The 14,303-nt window shown below is 73.1% G+C and carries 12 protein-coding genes and 1 pseudogene; 4 read left to right on the top strand and 9 right to left on the bottom strand.

What is annotated here, in order from left to right:
* From cbiQ to ACGF3H_RS20225, 3 genes are all read left to right on the top strand, one after another.
* Positions 1-762, top strand: coding sequence for a cobalt ECF transporter T component CbiQ (gene cbiQ, locus ACGF3H_RS20235; RefSeq protein WP_362500076.1), 762 nt, complete (start codon positions 1-3; stop codon positions 760-762).
* Positions 750-1,508 (top strand): ABC transporter ATP-binding protein, encoded by a 759-nt coding sequence (locus ACGF3H_RS20230; RefSeq protein ID WP_362500077.1) that lies wholly within the window; start codon positions 750-752, stop codon positions 1,506-1,508. The genes cbiQ and ACGF3H_RS20230 overlap by 13 nt, the downstream gene beginning before the upstream one ends.
* A gap of 100 nt (positions 1,509-1,608) precedes the next feature.
* On the top strand, positions 1,609-2,796 hold the full coding sequence (locus ACGF3H_RS20225; protein ID WP_362500099.1) for a serine hydrolase domain-containing protein: 1,188 nt from the start codon (positions 1,609-1,611) through the stop codon (positions 2,794-2,796).
* 8 nt (positions 2,797-2,804) lie between these two features.
* Here the strand turns inward: ACGF3H_RS20225 and ACGF3H_RS20220 are convergent, their stop codons facing one another.
* The 5 genes and pseudogenes from ACGF3H_RS20220 to ACGF3H_RS20200 form a co-directional block, all read right to left on the bottom strand.
* Positions 2,805-3,080 (bottom strand): DUF1876 domain-containing protein, encoded by a 276-nt coding sequence (locus tag ACGF3H_RS20220; RefSeq protein WP_239766039.1) that lies wholly within the window; start codon positions 3,078-3,080, stop codon positions 2,805-2,807.
* Positions 3,081-3,181: 101 nt separating this feature from the next.
* Positions 3,182-3,265, bottom strand: a pseudogene (locus tag ACGF3H_RS20215) (EamA family transporter); the annotation flags it as partial.
* On the bottom strand, positions 3,262-3,774 hold the full coding sequence (locus tag ACGF3H_RS20210; protein ID WP_362500078.1) for a YbaK/EbsC family protein: 513 nt from the start codon (positions 3,772-3,774) through the stop codon (positions 3,262-3,264). The gene ACGF3H_RS20210 and the pseudogene ACGF3H_RS20215, both read right to left, overlap by 4 nt.
* A gap of 118 nt (positions 3,775-3,892) precedes the next feature.
* Positions 3,893-6,127, bottom strand: a complete 2,235-nt coding sequence (locus ACGF3H_RS20205; RefSeq protein WP_362500079.1) for an MMPL family transporter — start codon at positions 6,125-6,127, stop codon at positions 3,893-3,895.
* Between the two features lie 124 nt (positions 6,128-6,251).
* Positions 6,252-6,851, bottom strand: a complete 600-nt coding sequence (locus ACGF3H_RS20200; protein ID WP_362500080.1) for a TetR/AcrR family transcriptional regulator — start codon at positions 6,849-6,851, stop codon at positions 6,252-6,254.
* Between the two features lie 150 nt (positions 6,852-7,001).
* Here ACGF3H_RS20200 and ACGF3H_RS20195 point away from each other — a divergent pair, with 150 nt between their 5' ends.
* On the top strand, positions 7,002-10,529 hold the full coding sequence (locus tag ACGF3H_RS20195) for a S41 family peptidase (RefSeq protein WP_362500081.1): 3,528 nt from the start codon (positions 7,002-7,004) through the stop codon (positions 10,527-10,529).
* 85 nt (positions 10,530-10,614) lie between these two features.
* Here ACGF3H_RS20195 and ACGF3H_RS20190 read toward each other — a convergent pair whose 3' ends face one another.
* The 4 genes from ACGF3H_RS20190 to ACGF3H_RS20175 all read right to left on the bottom strand — a co-directional run bounded on the left by ACGF3H_RS20190 (position 10,615) and on the right by ACGF3H_RS20175 (position 14,280).
* On the bottom strand, positions 10,615-10,818 hold the full coding sequence (locus ACGF3H_RS20190; protein WP_189233231.1) for a hypothetical protein: 204 nt from the start codon (positions 10,816-10,818) through the stop codon (positions 10,615-10,617).
* A gap of 86 nt (positions 10,819-10,904) precedes the next feature.
* A complete protein-coding gene (locus ACGF3H_RS20185; RefSeq protein ID WP_362500082.1) occupies positions 10,905-11,798 on the bottom strand; it encodes an SDR family oxidoreductase in 894 nt (297 codons plus the stop codon).
* Positions 11,795-12,745: an alpha/beta hydrolase gene (locus ACGF3H_RS20180; RefSeq protein WP_362500083.1), complete on the bottom strand. Its 951-nt coding sequence runs from the start codon at positions 12,743-12,745 to the stop codon at positions 11,795-11,797. Before ACGF3H_RS20180 ends, ACGF3H_RS20185 begins: the two co-directional genes overlap by 4 nt.
* On the bottom strand, positions 12,742-14,280 hold the full coding sequence (locus ACGF3H_RS20175; protein WP_362500084.1) for an NAD(P)/FAD-dependent oxidoreductase: 1,539 nt from the start codon (positions 14,278-14,280) through the stop codon (positions 12,742-12,744). Before ACGF3H_RS20175 ends, ACGF3H_RS20180 begins: the two co-directional genes overlap by 4 nt.
* Between the last annotated feature and the right edge of the window lie 23 nt (positions 14,281-14,303).

Below are 14,303 nucleotides of genomic sequence, written 5' to 3'. Positions count from 1 at the left end.
ATGGGCGCCGGGCACGCGCACAGGCTCTACCGGCACGGGCACTCCCCCGTGCACGGTCTGCCGCCGCACACCAAGCTCGCGGCGGCCTTCGCCTTCGTCGTCGTCGTGGTGTCGACGCCGCGCGAGGCGATGTGGGCCTTCGGCCTGTACGCCGCCCTGCTGGCCACGGTGGCGTACGCGGCCCGCGTCCCGGCCGGGTTCCTGCTCAAGCGGCTGCTGATCGAGGTGCCGTTCGTCGCGTTCGCGGTGCTGATGCCGTTCGTGGCGGAGGGCGAGCGGGTCGGCGTCCTCGGCATGTCGCTGAGCGTCAGCGGTCTGTGGGGCGCCTGGAACGTGCTGGCCAAGGGCACGCTGGGCGTCGCCGCGTCCGTCCTCCTCGCCTCCACCACCGAGCTGCGTGAACTGCTGCTCGGCCTGCAACGGCTGAAGCTGCCGCCGCTGCTCGTGCAGATCGCGTCCTTCATGATCCGCTACGGCGACGTCATCACCGACGAGATGCGGCGGATGCGGATCGCCCGCGAGTCGCGGGGCTTCGAGGCGAGGGGCGTCCGGCACTGGGGCGTGCTGGCCAAGTCCGCCGGCGCCCTGTTCATCCGCTCCTACGAGCGCGGCGAGCGCGTCCACCTGGCCATGGTCAGCCGCGGGTACGCCGGTTCGATGCCGGTCATCGACGAGGTGACCGCGTCCCGGGCGCAGTGGTCGTACGCACTGACCCTCCCGTGTGCGGCACTGGTCGTCTGTCTGCTGGGATGGATGCTGTGACAGCTTCTCTGGAGGTCTCCGGCCTCGCCTTCGCCTACCCCGACGGGCACCAGGCCCTCTTCGGCGTGGACTTCTCCGTCGCCCGCGGCGAGCGGGTCGCGCTGCTCGGCCCGAACGGCGCCGGCAAGACGACCCTCGTCCTCCACCTCAACGGCATCCTGTCCGGCGGCACCGGCACGGTCACCGTCGCCGGGCTGCCCGTGGACAAGCGGAACATGGCGGAGATCCGCCGCCGGGTCGGCATCGTCTTCCAGGACCCCGACGACCAGCTCTTCATGCCGACCGTGCGCGAGGACGTGGCCTTCGGACCGGCGGCGGCCGGGCTGAAGGGACCCGAACTGGAGGCGCGTGTGGACCGGGCGCTCGGCCTGGTCGGCATGGCCGCCTTCAAGGACCGGCCCCCGCACCACCTCTCCTTCGGCCAGCGGCGCCGGGTCGCGGTCGCGACGGTGCTCGCCATGCAGCCGGAGATCCTGGTCCTGGACGAACCGTCCTCCAACCTGGACCCCGCCTCCCGCCGTGAACTCGCCGACATCCTGCGCTCCCTCGACGTCACGGTCCTGATGGTCACCCACGACCTGCCCTACGCCCTGGAGCTGTGCCCCCGCGCGCTGGTCCTCAGCGACGGTGTGATCGCGGCGGACGGCCCGACCGGCGACCTGCTCTCCGACGACGCGCTGATGCGCGCCCACCGTCTGGAACTGCCCTTCGGCTTCGACCCGCGTTCGGTGACGACGGGTACGTGAGGAATCACGGGCGGTCGGTGGCTGTTGCACCCACTGCCGCGGGCGACGGGCCCGACAGGCCCGGGGTATCGGGAAGGGACACAGGACAGTGGGCGCGAGCGTGGACGTGCACGGCACAGTCGCCGGGGGCTTCGAGCCGGTCAGGGACGCGTTCGCACGGAACTTCGCGACGCTCGGGGACCGGGGCGCGGCGGTCGCCGTCTACCGGGACGGGCGCAAGGTCGTCGACCTGTGGGGCGGCACGCGCGACATCGACGGCACCGAGCCGTGGCGCCGGGGCACCGCCCAGGTCGTGCGCTCGGCGACGAAGGGCGTCGCCGCCGCCGTACCGCTGCTGCTGCACCAGCGCGGGGAGCTGGACCTGGACGCGCCGGTGGGCGAGTACTGGCCGGAGTTCAAGGCGCACGGCAAGGAGCGGGTGCTGGTCCGGCACATCCTGAACCACCGGGCCGGGCTGCCGGTGCTGGACCGGCCGCTCACCCCCGAAGAGGCCCTCGACCCGCTGCGCGGACCCGAGGCCGTCGCCGCCCAGGCACCCGTCTGGGAGCCGGGCACCGACCACGGCTACCACGCGCTGACCTACGGCTGGCTGCTCGACGAGCTGGTGCGCAGGGTGACGGGCGGACGGAGCACGGGCGAGTGGATCGCCGCCGAGATCGCCCGCCCGCTGGGCCTGGACCTGTGGCTCGGCCTGCCCGCCGAGGAGGAGGCCGCGGGCCGCGCCGGGCGGGTCGGCCGCGTCGAGGAACCCGAGCCCTCCGGCGGCGGACTGCGCCTGCGTCCCAAGCGCTCCGTCACCGAGGCGTACGAGGACCCCGGCTCCCTCACCCGCCGCGCCTTCGCCGCGATCACGCCGTTCCCCGACCAGAACGACCCGGCGTACCGGGCGTCGGCCCTCCCGGCGACCAACGGCATCGCGACGGCCGACGCACTGGCCCGCTTCTACGCGGCGCTGATCGGCGAGGTCGACGGCGTGACGCGGTGCGTACGGCTGTTCGAGGCGGAGACGGCGGCACGCGCCCGCGCCGAGGAGTCGGCGGGCCCGGACCGGGTGCTGGTCGTGGGCACCCGCTTCGGCCTCGGCTACATGCTGCACGGCAGCGCGTCCCCGTTCCTGTCACCCGGCTCCTTCGGGCACCCGGGCCGCGGCGGCGCCCTCGGCTTCGCCGACCCGGAGACGGGGATCTCCTTCGGCTACGTCACCAACGGCTTCCGCAGGACCGTGACGGCCGACCCGCGGGCCCAGGCGCTGGTACGGGCGGTGCGGGCGTCGCTCGACGCGGGCTGAGACCCGGCTCAGACGTGGATCGGGTGGGAGATCCTGCCCGACGCGTCGTCGATCTCGCTGTGCGCCTTGGTGAGCAACTGCATCGCGAGCTCGTTCAGCGCCCGCGCACCGGCGACCTCCTCCCCGACCCGGGGCTGCTGGGAGTCCACCCGGTGACGGCTGGCATGGCCGTGCGCCCGCACCTCCGTGCCGTCGGGCAGCCGCACCATCGCGACCGCGCGCGTGTGCTGGTCGTCCTCCATGAACTCCAGCTCCACATGCCATCCCACAGCGGTGTGCATCATGACGATCACCTCCGGAACACCTCCTTCCAGGGTGCTCCTCGTCGCCGCCGCCCGCACTATCCCGACGACCAGGAACCCCGCCGCCGCGGCGGCGGACGCGTGTCGGTGATCCGGTGGGCGACGGCGTTCCAGCCGGCGTGCGTGACCGCGGCGAGCAGGACGGGGGCGGTGACCACAGAGGTCACGCGGAGGGCTCGCGCACGTCCACGAGGGCGGCACCGGCGGTGGCGACGAGGTCCTTGGGGGCCATCGGGAAGACGGCGTACGGCGTGCCGGCGGCGGCCCACACGGTCTCGTGCGCGAGCAGGGACCGGTCGGCGAGCACCCGGGTCCTGCTGCGGTGCCCGAAGGGCGGCACTCCGCCGATGGCGTAGCCGGTGGTCTCCCGCACGACGTCGGCCTTGGCCCGGGTGACCTTCTCGACGCCGAGTTCCTCCCGGACCCGCTCCACGTCGACGCGGGAGGCCCCGTCCATGAGGACCAGCACGGGCACCCCGTCCGCGGCGAAGATCAGCGACTTGCAGATCTGACTGAGCTCGCACCCGATGGCGGCGGCGGCCTCGGCGGCGGTCCGCGTGGCCTCCGGGAACCGCCGCACCTGCCCGACCAGGTCGTCCAGCCCGAGCCCACGCAGGGCGTCGGCGAAACGGGGGTGGGCCGCGGAGGCCCCGGAAACATCGTCTGTCGTCGTCATGCCCGGCACCGTAGCGGTACGTGCAGCGTGCATGCGAGCAGGTTCGCACCGGGCCCGCACACAGCGGGGCCGGTGAGGGCCGTCCCGTCCCCACGGGGCCCTCACCGGCCGGTCCGGGTCAGGTGCGCGCCGGCACCCGGTCCTCGTCGGGGTCGGTGCGCCTGCCGTCGGCGGCCGTGCGCAGGCCCTCGCCCTCGACGTCCACGTTGGGCAGGGCGCGGTCCAGCCACTTCGGCAGCCACCAGGCCTTCTTGCCGAGCAGCGCGAGGACGGCCGGGACGATGGCCATGCGGACGACGAACGCGTCGAAGAAGACGGCGATCGCCAGGCCGAAGCCGATCATCTTGACCATGGACTCGCTGGAGCCGATGAAGCCCGCGAAGACCGCCATCATGATGACCGCCGCCGCCGTCACCACCCGCGCGCCGTGCCGGAATCCGGTGACGACGGCCTGGTTCGGCTTCTCGCCGTGGACGTACGCCTCCCGCATGCGGGTGACCAGGAAGACCTCGTAGTCCATCGCCAGGCCGAAGACGACACCCACCATGAAGATCGGCATCATCGACATGACCGGGCCGGTCTCCTCGACGCCCATCAGGCCGGACAGCCAGCCCCACTGGAAGACCGCGACGACCGCGCCGAGCGCCGCCATGACGGAGAGCAGGAAGCCGAGGGCCGCCTTCAGCGGGACCAGGATCGAGCGGAAGACCACGATCAGGAGGAGGAAGGCCAGGCCGACGACCAGGACCAGGTAGGGCAGCAGCGCGTCGTTGAGCTTCTGGCTGACGTCGATGTTCATCGCCGTGGAGCCGGTGACCAGGGTCTGGGCGCCGGTGTCCGCCTCGATGCCGCCGCCCGCGTCACGGATGGCGTGCACCAGGTCCTCGGTCTGCACGGAGGACGGCTTGGAGTCCGGGATCACGGTGATCGTCGCGGTGTCGCCGGCCTTGTTGGGCGCGGGCGGGGTCACCGCCACCACGCCGTCCAGGCCCTTGATCTGGTCGGAGACGTCGGTGAACGCTTCCTTCGGGGCGTCGCTGTCCTTCGCGTCCACCACGACCATCAGCGGACCGTTGAAGCCGGCGCCGAAGCCCTCCGACAGCAGGTCGTACGCCCGGCGCTGCGTCGTGGACGTCGGCTGGGAGCCGTCGTCGGGCAGACCGAGTTCGAGGGAGGTCGCGGGTATCGCGGCGGCGCCGAGGCCGAGGACGCCGAGCAGGAGCACGGCGACGGGCCGGCGGACGACGAAGCTCGCCCAGCGGGTGCCCATGTTGACCTTGGCGGGCTTGCCGGCCTCGTTCCGCCGCGCGGCGCGGGCGCCGCCCAGCAGCTTGCTCTTCTCACCGGCCGGCTTGACCCGGCGGCCCGCGTAGCCGAGCAGCGCGGGGATCATCGTGAGGGCGATCAGGACCGCGATGGCGACCGTGCCGGCCGCCGCGACGCCCATCTTGGTCAGCATCGGGATGTTGACGACCGCCAGTCCCACCAGCGCGATGACCACGGTGAGGCCGGCGAAGACGACGGCCGAGCCCGCGGTGCCGACGGCCCGGCCGGCCGCCTCCTCGCGCTCGCGGCCCTCGGCGAGTTCCGCGCGGTAGCGGGAGACGATGAACAGGGCGTAGTCGATGCCGACCGCGAGGCCGATCATCATCGCCAGGATCGAGGTCGTGGAGCCCAGCTCCAGCGCGCTCGCCAGCGCGGTGATCGTCGAGACGCCGATGCCGACGCCGATCAGCGCGGTGAGCAGCGGCAGTCCGGCGGCGACCAGTGAGCCGAAGGTGATGACGAGGACGACGGCGGCGACCGCGATGCCGATGACCTCGGTGGCGCCGGTCTCCGGGACGGCCTGGAGCGCGTCACCGCCGATCTCGACGGTCAGCCCGGCGTCCCGCGCCTGCTGCGCGGCGTCCTCCAGGGCGTCCTTGGTGGACTCCTCCAGCTCCATGCCGGAGACGTCGTACCGCACCGAGGCGTAGGCGATCGTGCCGTCCTTGCTGACGGCCTTGCCCTGGTAGGGGTCGGCGACGGAGGCGACCTCGGAGCCGTCCGACAGCTCGTGGACGGTCTTCTCCACGGTCGCCTTGTTGCCGGCGTCCGTCATCTTCTCGCCGGCCGGTGCCTTGAAGACGACGCGTGCGGTCGCCCCGTCGGCGCTCTGGCCCGGGAAGCGCTGTTCGAGCAGGTCGAAGGCCTTCTGCGCCTCCGTGCCGGGGATGGAGAAGGACGAGTTGCCGGCGGGCGGGGCGCTGGCCGCGCCGACACCGGCGAGGGTCAGCAGCGCCACCCATATCAGGGCGACGAAGTGCCGTCGCCGGAAGGCGAGCCGGCCGAGTTTGTAGAGGAATGTGGCCACGAGGGCGTACTCCCGGTCAGGTCGTGAGGTCTTCAGGGCAGGGGTGATCAGCCCGACGACGTGAGCGGTGACGTCAGGTGGGGCTCACACGGGGCTCAGGTGGGGCCTGGCCGAGGGACGTGTGTCAGGAGACGGGGACGCCGAGGGCGGGGAGGATCACGGCGTCGATGTAGGAGGTGAGGAACGCCCGGGTGGGCGGCTGGTCGTCGAGCAGCGTGCGGGTGGCGAAGCCGCCGACGAGCATGTGCACGAGGAAGTCCAGCGCCGGACAGTCCGGTCTGACCTCGCCCCGGTCGACCGCGCGTTGCAGCAGCCGCCGGAACTCCGCCATCTCCGGTTCGATGAGCTGTTCCCGGAACGCCTGGCGCAGGTCCGGATTCTGGTGGAGCGCCATGGCCACACCCCGCATCAGCGCGGAGTTCTGTTCCATGGTGCAGTCGTCCTCGCGGGCCATCAGGGCGTGCAGGTCACCGCGGAGGGTGCCGGTGTCGATCTCGCCGATCTGGCCGGGCTTGCCGTGCCGGATGGCCTTGACGACCAGCTCGGGCTTGCCGCCCCACTGCCGGTAGAGCGTCGCCTTGCTGGACCGGGTGCGGGCGGCCACGGCGTCCATGGTGAGGGCGTCGTAGCCGACTTCCCGGAGCAGGTCGAGCACGGCGCCGTACAGCTCCGCCTCGCGCTCGGGAGTGATCCGACTGCGGCGCGCGGTGGCGACGTCGGTCATCTCGCTCTCCCCCTCTCCGTTCAGAACGACACCGTTTCGTACGTGTCGAATGTACACCGAGCCACTAGCGAAACGAAACTGTTTCGTTCGTGTTGTGGGTCACGGTTGTCAGCTCCCCATAAGTTGCCGGTGCCCAGCCCGCGGCAAAGCATGGGATGGGTGAGTTATCTGCGCCTTCCCCACCTCAGCGGCGACCGGCTGTGCTTCGTGGCCGAGGACGACCTCTGGCTCGCCGACCTCGACGGTCCGGGCCACGCCCGGCGGCTCACCGTGGACCGCACCAAGGCGGGCCACCCACGCTTCTCGCCCGACGGCCGCCACATCGCCTACACCAGCTGGCGCACCCTCGCGCCGGAGGTCCACCTCGTGCCGGTGGACGGCGGGCCCGGACGCCGGCTCACCCACTGGGGCGGCTTCGACACCCGCGTCTGCGGCTGGACGCCCCCCGACCCCGACGGCAGCAGCAGCGTCCTCGCCGTCGCCTCCCACGGCGAACCCTTCTCGCACCTGACCTGGGCCTACAAGATCTCCCTCGACGGCGACCCCGGCCGCAAACTCCCCTGGGGCCCGGTCGCCGACATCCAGGCCGCCGACCTCGACGGCGAGCGCAGGACACTCCTGCTCACCGGCACCCCGCCGCACGAACCCGCCTCCTGGAAGCGCTACCGGGGCGGCGCCACGGGCCGGCTGTGGCTGCACGGGCAGCGGCTGCTCGCCGACCTGGGCGGGCACATCGACTCCCCCATGTTCACCGGCGGCCGGATCGCGTTCCTCTCCGACCACGAGGGCGTCGGCAACCTCTACTCGTGCGCCCACGACGGCTCCGACCTGCGCCGTCACACCGACCACGACGCCTTCTACGCCCGGCACGCCGCCGGCGACGGCACCCGCGTGGTCTACCAGTGCGCCGGTGACCTGTGGATCGTCGACGACCTGTCGTCCGGCTCGGCGCCGCGCCGCCTCGACGTCCGGCTGAGCGGGCCGCGCGCGGGACGGCGCACCTACCAGGTGCCCGCCGCGCAGAACGTGGGCGGCATCTCCGTCGACGAGACGGGCCGCGCGAGTGCCGTCGTCGTCCGCGGCAGCCTGTACTGGCTCACCCACCGCGACGGCCCGGCGCGCACCATCGCCGACACCCCGGGCGTCCGGGTCCGGCTCCCCGAGATGGTCGGGGCCAGCGGACGGGTCGCGTACGTGACGGACGCGGACGGCGAGGACGCCGTCGAGCTCTCCTACCTCCCGCGGGCGACGGGCGGCCGGGCACCCCGGAGGCTGGCCTCCGGCAGGCTCGGCCGGGTGCTGGAGCTGGTCTCGGACCCGGCGGGCGAGCGCCTCGCCGTCGCCTCGCACGACGGGCGGCTGCTGCTGCTCGACGTCTCGGAGGAGACGGAGGCCGCGGCGGCACTGGAGGACATCGGCGGCGCGGACACCGGCCCGGACCCGAACGGCGACACCGCGGCCAGCGACACGGACGCGAGCGCGGAGACCGCGGGCGCGGACGCGGACCCGAGCGCGGAGACCGCGGACGCCGACGCGGACCCGAGCGCGGAGACCGCGGACGCCGACGCGGCCCCGAACATCGACCCCGCGGGCACCGGCACGGACCCGAGCCGCGGGGCCGCGGAGGGCGTCGGCCCGGACCGCACCACCGCCGGCGGCGTCGTCACCGAGCTGGTCCGGTCGGACAACGGCCCGGTCCGCGACCTCGCCTTCTCCCCCGACGGGGCCTGGCTGACCTGGTCCCACCCGGGGATCGGGCGGTCGTTGCGGCAGATCAAGATGGCCCGCATCGACGGAGCGGACGGGCCGGTCGTCGTCGACGTGACCAACGGCCGCTTCGAGGACGAGAACCCGGTGTTCACCAGCGACGGCCGCTACCTCGCGTTCCTGTCCTGGCGCGGCTTCGACCCGGTGTACGACGTGCACACCGGGGACCTGTCCTTCCCGCTGGGCTGCCGCCCCTACCTGGTGCCGCTGTCGTCGGCGACCCCTTCGCCCTTCGCCCTCAACCCGGAGGGCCGCCCGGCCGCCGGCGGCCTGGACCCGCTGGAGGACGAGGCCGGCGAGGGCGGCCCGGTGACCGTGGAGGCGGAGGGCCTGGAGGCGCGGGTGACGCCGTTCCCGGTGACCGCCTCCAAGTACTCGGCGCTGCACCCGGTCGCCGGCGGCGGCCTGGTCTGGCTGCGCTGGCCGATCTCGGGCGCGCTCGGCGAAACCTTCGCCAACCCGGACGACCCGAGCGAGCGCCCCACCCTGGAGCACTTCAGCCTCGCCAAGGCGAAGAAGTCCGAGCTGGTCAACCACCTCGACTGGTTCCGGGTCAGCGGCGACGGCACCCGGCTGGTCGTGCTCGACGAGGGCGACCTGCGCGCCGTACCGGCGACCGAGCCGGGCGACGGCGACTCGACCACCTGGATCGACCTGCGCCGCATCCTGCACGAGGTCGACCCGCCCGCCGAGTGGCGCCAGGCGTACGAGGAGGCCGGCCGTCTGATCCGCGCCTACTTCTGGGACCCGGGCATGTGCGGCATCGACTGGGACGGGGTGCTGGCGCAGTACCGCCCGTTGGTCGAACGGGTCGCCTCCCCCGACGAGTTCGCCGACCTGCTCCGCGAGGTCCTCGGCGAACTGGGCACCTCGCACGCCTACGTCGCCGCCGCCCGCCGCAACGAGGGCCCGGCGCACTACCAGCGCTGGCAGGGCCTGCTCGGCGCCAACTTCGTGTGCCGGGAGGGCCGCTGGATCGTCAAGCGGATCCTGCCCGGCGACTCGTCCGACTCCAAGGCCCGCTCCCCGCTGGCCGGCACGGGCATCCGCGAGGGCGCCGCCCTCACCCACGTGGACGGCCGCCCGGTCGACCCGGTGGCGGGCCCCGCCCCGCTGCTCGCCGGCGCGGGCGGTACGACCGTGGAACTCACCTTCGCACCGGCCGGAAACGGTCCGGGCCCCGCCCGCCGGGTCGCCGTCGTCCCGCTCGTCGAGGAGCGCCCGCTGCGTTACCAGGACTGGGTGACCAAACGCCGGGAGGTGGTACGGCGGTTGAGCGACGGACGCTGCGGCTACCTGCACATCCCCGACATGGGCGGCTCCGGCTGGGCCCAGTTCAACCGCGACCTGCGCATGGAGGTGTCCCGGCCCGCGCTCATCGTGGACGTGCGCGGCAACGCGGGCGGGCACATCAGCGAACTGGTCATCGAGAAACTGACGCGCACCATCCTGGGCTGGGACCTGACGCGCGACGCCCAGCCGGTGTCGTACACGTCCAACGCCCCGCGCGGGCCGGTGGTGGCGCTCGCGGACGAGGCGACGTCCTCCGACGGCGACATGATCACGGCCGCGTTCAAACTGCTGCGGCTCGGCCCGGTGGTCGGACAGCGCACCTGGGGTGGAGTCGTCGGCATGACCGGCCGGCACCGCCTCGGCGACGGCACGGTGATCACGGTGCCGATGAACGCGGCCTGGTTCGACGCCTACGGCTGGTCCGTGGAGAACTACGGCGTCGCCCCCGACGTCGAGGCGCTGCGCACCCCCCTGGACTGGGCGGAGGGCCGCTACCCGGTGCTCGACGAGGCCGTACGGCTCGCACTGGAGCTGCTGGAGGCCAACCCGCCCACCACACCCCCCGGTTACGACGCCGTGCCGGACCGGTCCCGGCCGCCGCTGCCGCCACGGAGCTGACGGCGGGGGCGGAGGAAACGCCCGGGCACGCGCGAAGGCGCCCTCCGTACGACGGAGGGCGCCTCCTGCGCTCAGGGGCTACGCGTCAGGCGTCGTAGCTCTCCTCGAAACGCTCGTCGGCGTCCCGGCGGCGCGAGGACGGGTCCATCTCGTCCTCGTCGCGACGGCGGTCGCGGTTGTGCATCTGGTCCTTGGCCTGGTCGGCGCGCTGCTTGCCCTGCTCGGCACGCTGCTTGCCCTGCTGCTGCATGCGCTCGGCCTTGTCCTGGAACTGGTCCTTGATACCCATGTGGGTTCACTCCTGTGGTCTTTCGGGCCGGCCGGATCGGCCGGGCCCGATCAGATTCACACGGGCGGTGACCCTGCGCATGTCGATCAGTGACGTTCCGTAGCCGAGGCCGTCCGGTGCTGTTCGTCGGCCGCTCCCCCCGCCCCGACCAGCCCCGTGCGCATGCCGTTCAGCCGGTCCGCGAAGCGCCGCATCTCGCGCTGGCCGACGGTGCCGATGACCGCCGGCAGGTACCCGCGCACGCCCTGCATGCCGCGCAGCCACCACTGCCCGTAGACGTGGCTCGACCGCCGCTCGACGCCCTCCACGAGCCGGTCCACCGCCGGGCCCAGCGGATACGTCTTGTTCGACGGCCACGGCAGCCGCTGCCGCAGCTCCCGCATGACGTCGTCCTGGTCGGCGCCGCGCACCATGTCGGTGTCGGTCCAGGACAGGTAGCCGACGCCGACCTTCACGCCCCGGTGGCCGACCTCGGCGCGCAGGCTGTGCGCGTACGCCTCCACACCGGACTTGGAAGCGCAGTAGGCCGTCATCATCGGCGCGGGCGTGATGGCGGCCAGGGACGCGATCTGGAGCAGGTAGCCGCGGCTCTCCACCAGCGCCGGCAGGAAGGCGCGGGCCGTCACCGCCGAGCCGATCAGGTTGACCTCGATGACCCGCCGCCAGGACTCCGGGTCGGAGTCGGCGAACGGACCGCCGGTGGCCACACCGGCGTTGGCGACCACGATGTCGACCTTGCCGAACCGCTCCCTGACCTCACCGGCGACCCGGGCCATCACCTCGTGGTCGGTGACGTCGGCGTGCCAGACCTCGCTCTCGGTGTGCAGCCGCGCCGCGACCTGCTTGAGCCCGTCCGGCTCCAGCCCGACCAGGGCCACCTTCACCCCGCGCGCGGAGAGCTTGCGGGCCAGCAGCTCCCCGACGCCACGCGCCGCCCCGGTCACGACGGCGACGCGTCCTTCCAGGCTCACCCTGCTCATGCGCTCTCCTCGGCGTGTACGGCGTCCGCCTTCGGCGCGGACGCGGCGGACATGTGTGCGGCGACGAGCGCGCGGATCTTCCCGGTGACCAGCTCCGGCGCCTCCACCGGCGTCATGTGCCCGAGCCCCGGAAGCTCCGTCAGTCCGACGCAGTGGGGCAGCTCGGCGGCCAGCGCGCGGGCGTGCACGGGCGGGGTCAGCCGGTCCGCGGTCCCGACGACCACCTCGACCGGCATCGTCAACTGCCGTACCCCGTGGTCGAGGTCGAGCAGGTCGAGCACCTGCGACCAGGCGTGGCGCGCTCCGCGCGCGCAGGCGTGCACGATGCGGGCGCACGCCTCGACCATGGGCGCGGCCGAACCCGGGCCCATCGTTCCGTACTTGAGGATCCGCAGCGCGAGCGGCGTGACCGGTCCGAGCGGGGCCCGGGAGCCGAGGACGCGCCGGGTCAGCCAGGTGCGCACCCGGCCCTCCCGCAACGGCAGCACGGTCGCGGACGCCACCAGCCGTGAACTGCCCGTGCTGCACAGCAGGACGGCCGCGGCGTGCTCGTGCAGCGCCGGCCGCGCGGCGGCGGCCAGCACGGTCATCCCGCCCATGGAGTGCCCGGCGATCACGGCCTGTTCGCCCGGCGCGAGCGTGGCCTTCAGCACGGCTTCGAGGTCGTCGGCGAGGGCGTCGGTGCCGCACACCCGGCTCGCCGGACTGCGGCCGTGGCCGCGCTGGTCGTAGGCGATGACCCGGTGGTCGGCGGACAGGGCGCGGATCTGCGCCGCCCAGAAGGCGGTCGAGCAGGTCCAGCCGTGGGAGAGGACGACGGCGGGCGCGTCCTCGGGGCCGTGCACCTCGACGTGCAGCCGGGCGCCGTCGGCGGAAGTGACGTCCAGCACGCGGGACGCGACGGGCGGGGCGTAGGGGCCGGAGGCGACGTGCGGGAGGCGGCTCACGCGCCCACCTCCGCGCTCTCGGCGCTCTCGGCGGCCGGGGTCTTCCGGGCGGCCGGGGCACGCAGCACCTCGTACTCGGCGAGGTCCACCTGCCGTGTCGCGCGCCGGAACTCGGCGGTCGTGCCGGGCCAGATGGTGGTGTTGCGGCCGCTCGGGTCCAAGTACCAGCTGGTGCAGCCGCCCGTGTTCCACACCGTGCGCTTCATGCGCTCCTGCACCCGGTGGTTCCAGCCCCGCACGGCGGTGGAGCGGGCGTCCAGGGCGACCTTGCCGCCGAGGACGTTCAGCTGGCGCAGGTAGTCGGCCATGTAGTTCAGCTGCGACTCGATCATCAGGATCATGGACGAGTTGCCGAGGCCGGTGTTGGGCCCGATGACCGTCATGAAGTTGGGGAACCCGGCCGCGGTGGCGCCGCGCAGGGCCTCCATGCCGCCCTTCCAGGTCTCGGCGAGGGTCCGCCCGTCCGCGCCCACGACCCGCTCCGCGATGGGCATGTCGGTGACGTGGAAGCCGGTGCCGAAGATGATCGCGTCGACCTCGGCCTCGCTGCCGTCGGCACCGACGAGGGTGTTGCCGCGCACCTCGCTGAGCCCGCTCGCGACCACGTCCACATTGGGCCGGGCGAGCGCCGGGTAGTACGTGCTCGACAGCAGGATCCGCTTGCAGCCGATGCGGTAGTCGGGGGTCAGCTTGGCGCGCAGGGCCGGGTCCTTGACGGCGGCGGCCATGTTGCGCTTGGCGATCTTCTCGACGAAGCCCAGCTCGTCGGGGTGCTTGGTGAAGGCCTGCACCTGGAGCTCCCGGATGCCCCACAGCAGGCCGCGGCGCAGCTTGGTGGTGACCGGCAGCGCCCGGTGCAGGGCGCGTTCGGCGCCGCTGATCGGCCGGTCCATGCGGGGCATCACCCAGGCCGGGGTGCGCTGGAAGAGGGTGAGGCGGCCGACCTGCGGCTGGATGGACGGCACGATCTGGATGGCGGAGGCGCCGGTGCCGATCATGGCGACCCGCTTGCCGGTGAGGTCGTAGTCGTGGTCCCAGCGGGCCGAGTGGAAGACCTTGCCGGGGAAGGTGTCGAGGCCGGGGACGTCCGGCACCTTGGGGTCGGACAGCGGGCCGGTCGCGGAGACGACGACGTCGGCGGTCAGGTTGCCGCTCGCCGTCTCGATCTCCCACCGCAGCTGTTCGGTGTCCCACGCCATCCGCTTCACCTCCGAGCCGAAGCGGAGGTGGGGGCGCAGCCCGAAGGTGTCGGCCACGTGATCCAGGTAGGCCCGGATGTGCCGCTGCCCCGAGAAGGTGCGCGGCCAGTCGGGATTGGGCGCGAAGGAGAACGAGTACAGGTGGGACGGCACGTCACAGGCGCACCCCGGGTAGCTGTTGTCCCGCCAGGTGCCGCCGACGCTGTCGGACCTCTCGAGGACGACGAAGTCGGTGATCCCCTCGCGGCGCAGCCGCACGGCGGCCCCCAGCCCGCCGAAGCCCGACCCGATCACCGCCACCCGCACGTGTTCGTGAACCTGCTCGTGCTCGGCCATCCCGAAGCCTCCACGCGTCGCCT

This window comes from Streptomyces sp. NPDC048185 (assembly GCF_043202495.1).
Lineage (GTDB): Bacteria > Actinomycetota > Actinomycetes > Streptomycetales > Streptomycetaceae > Streptomyces.
Note: the sequence above shows the minus strand (reverse complement) of the source record. Positions and strands in the feature narration are given on the sequence as shown.

What these genes read in the sequence shown, in the direction of transcription:
- cbiQ (WP_362500076.1), top strand. Translation starts at nt 1, where the DNA reads ATGGGCGCCGGGCACGCGCACAGGCTCTACCGGCACGGGCACTCCCCC.
- ACGF3H_RS20220 (WP_239766039.1), bottom strand. Translation starts at nt 3,080, where the DNA reads ATGATGCACACCGCTGTGGGATGGCATGTGGAGCTGGAGTTCATGGAG.
- ACGF3H_RS20210 (WP_362500078.1), bottom strand. Translation starts at nt 3,774, where the DNA reads ATGACGACGACAGACGATGTTTCCGGGGCCTCCGCGGCCCACCCCCGT.
- ACGF3H_RS20190 (WP_189233231.1), bottom strand. Translation starts at nt 10,818, where the DNA reads ATGGGTATCAAGGACCAGTTCCAGGACAAGGCCGAGCGCATGCAGCAG.
- ACGF3H_RS20195 (WP_362500081.1), top strand. Translation starts at nt 7,002, where the DNA reads ATGGGATGGGTGAGTTATCTGCGCCTTCCCCACCTCAGCGGCGACCGG.
- ACGF3H_RS20175 (WP_362500084.1), bottom strand. Translation starts at nt 14,280, where the DNA reads ATGGCCGAGCACGAGCAGGTTCACGAACACGTGCGGGTGGCGGTGATC.
- ACGF3H_RS20185 (WP_362500082.1), bottom strand. Translation starts at nt 11,798, where the DNA reads ATGAGCAGGGTGAGCCTGGAAGGACGCGTCGCCGTCGTGACCGGGGCG.
- ACGF3H_RS20200 (WP_362500080.1), bottom strand. Translation starts at nt 6,851, where the DNA reads ATGACCGACGTCGCCACCGCGCGCCGCAGTCGGATCACTCCCGAGCGC.
- ACGF3H_RS20230 (WP_362500077.1), top strand. Translation starts at nt 750, where the DNA reads ATGGATGCTGTGACAGCTTCTCTGGAGGTCTCCGGCCTCGCCTTCGCC.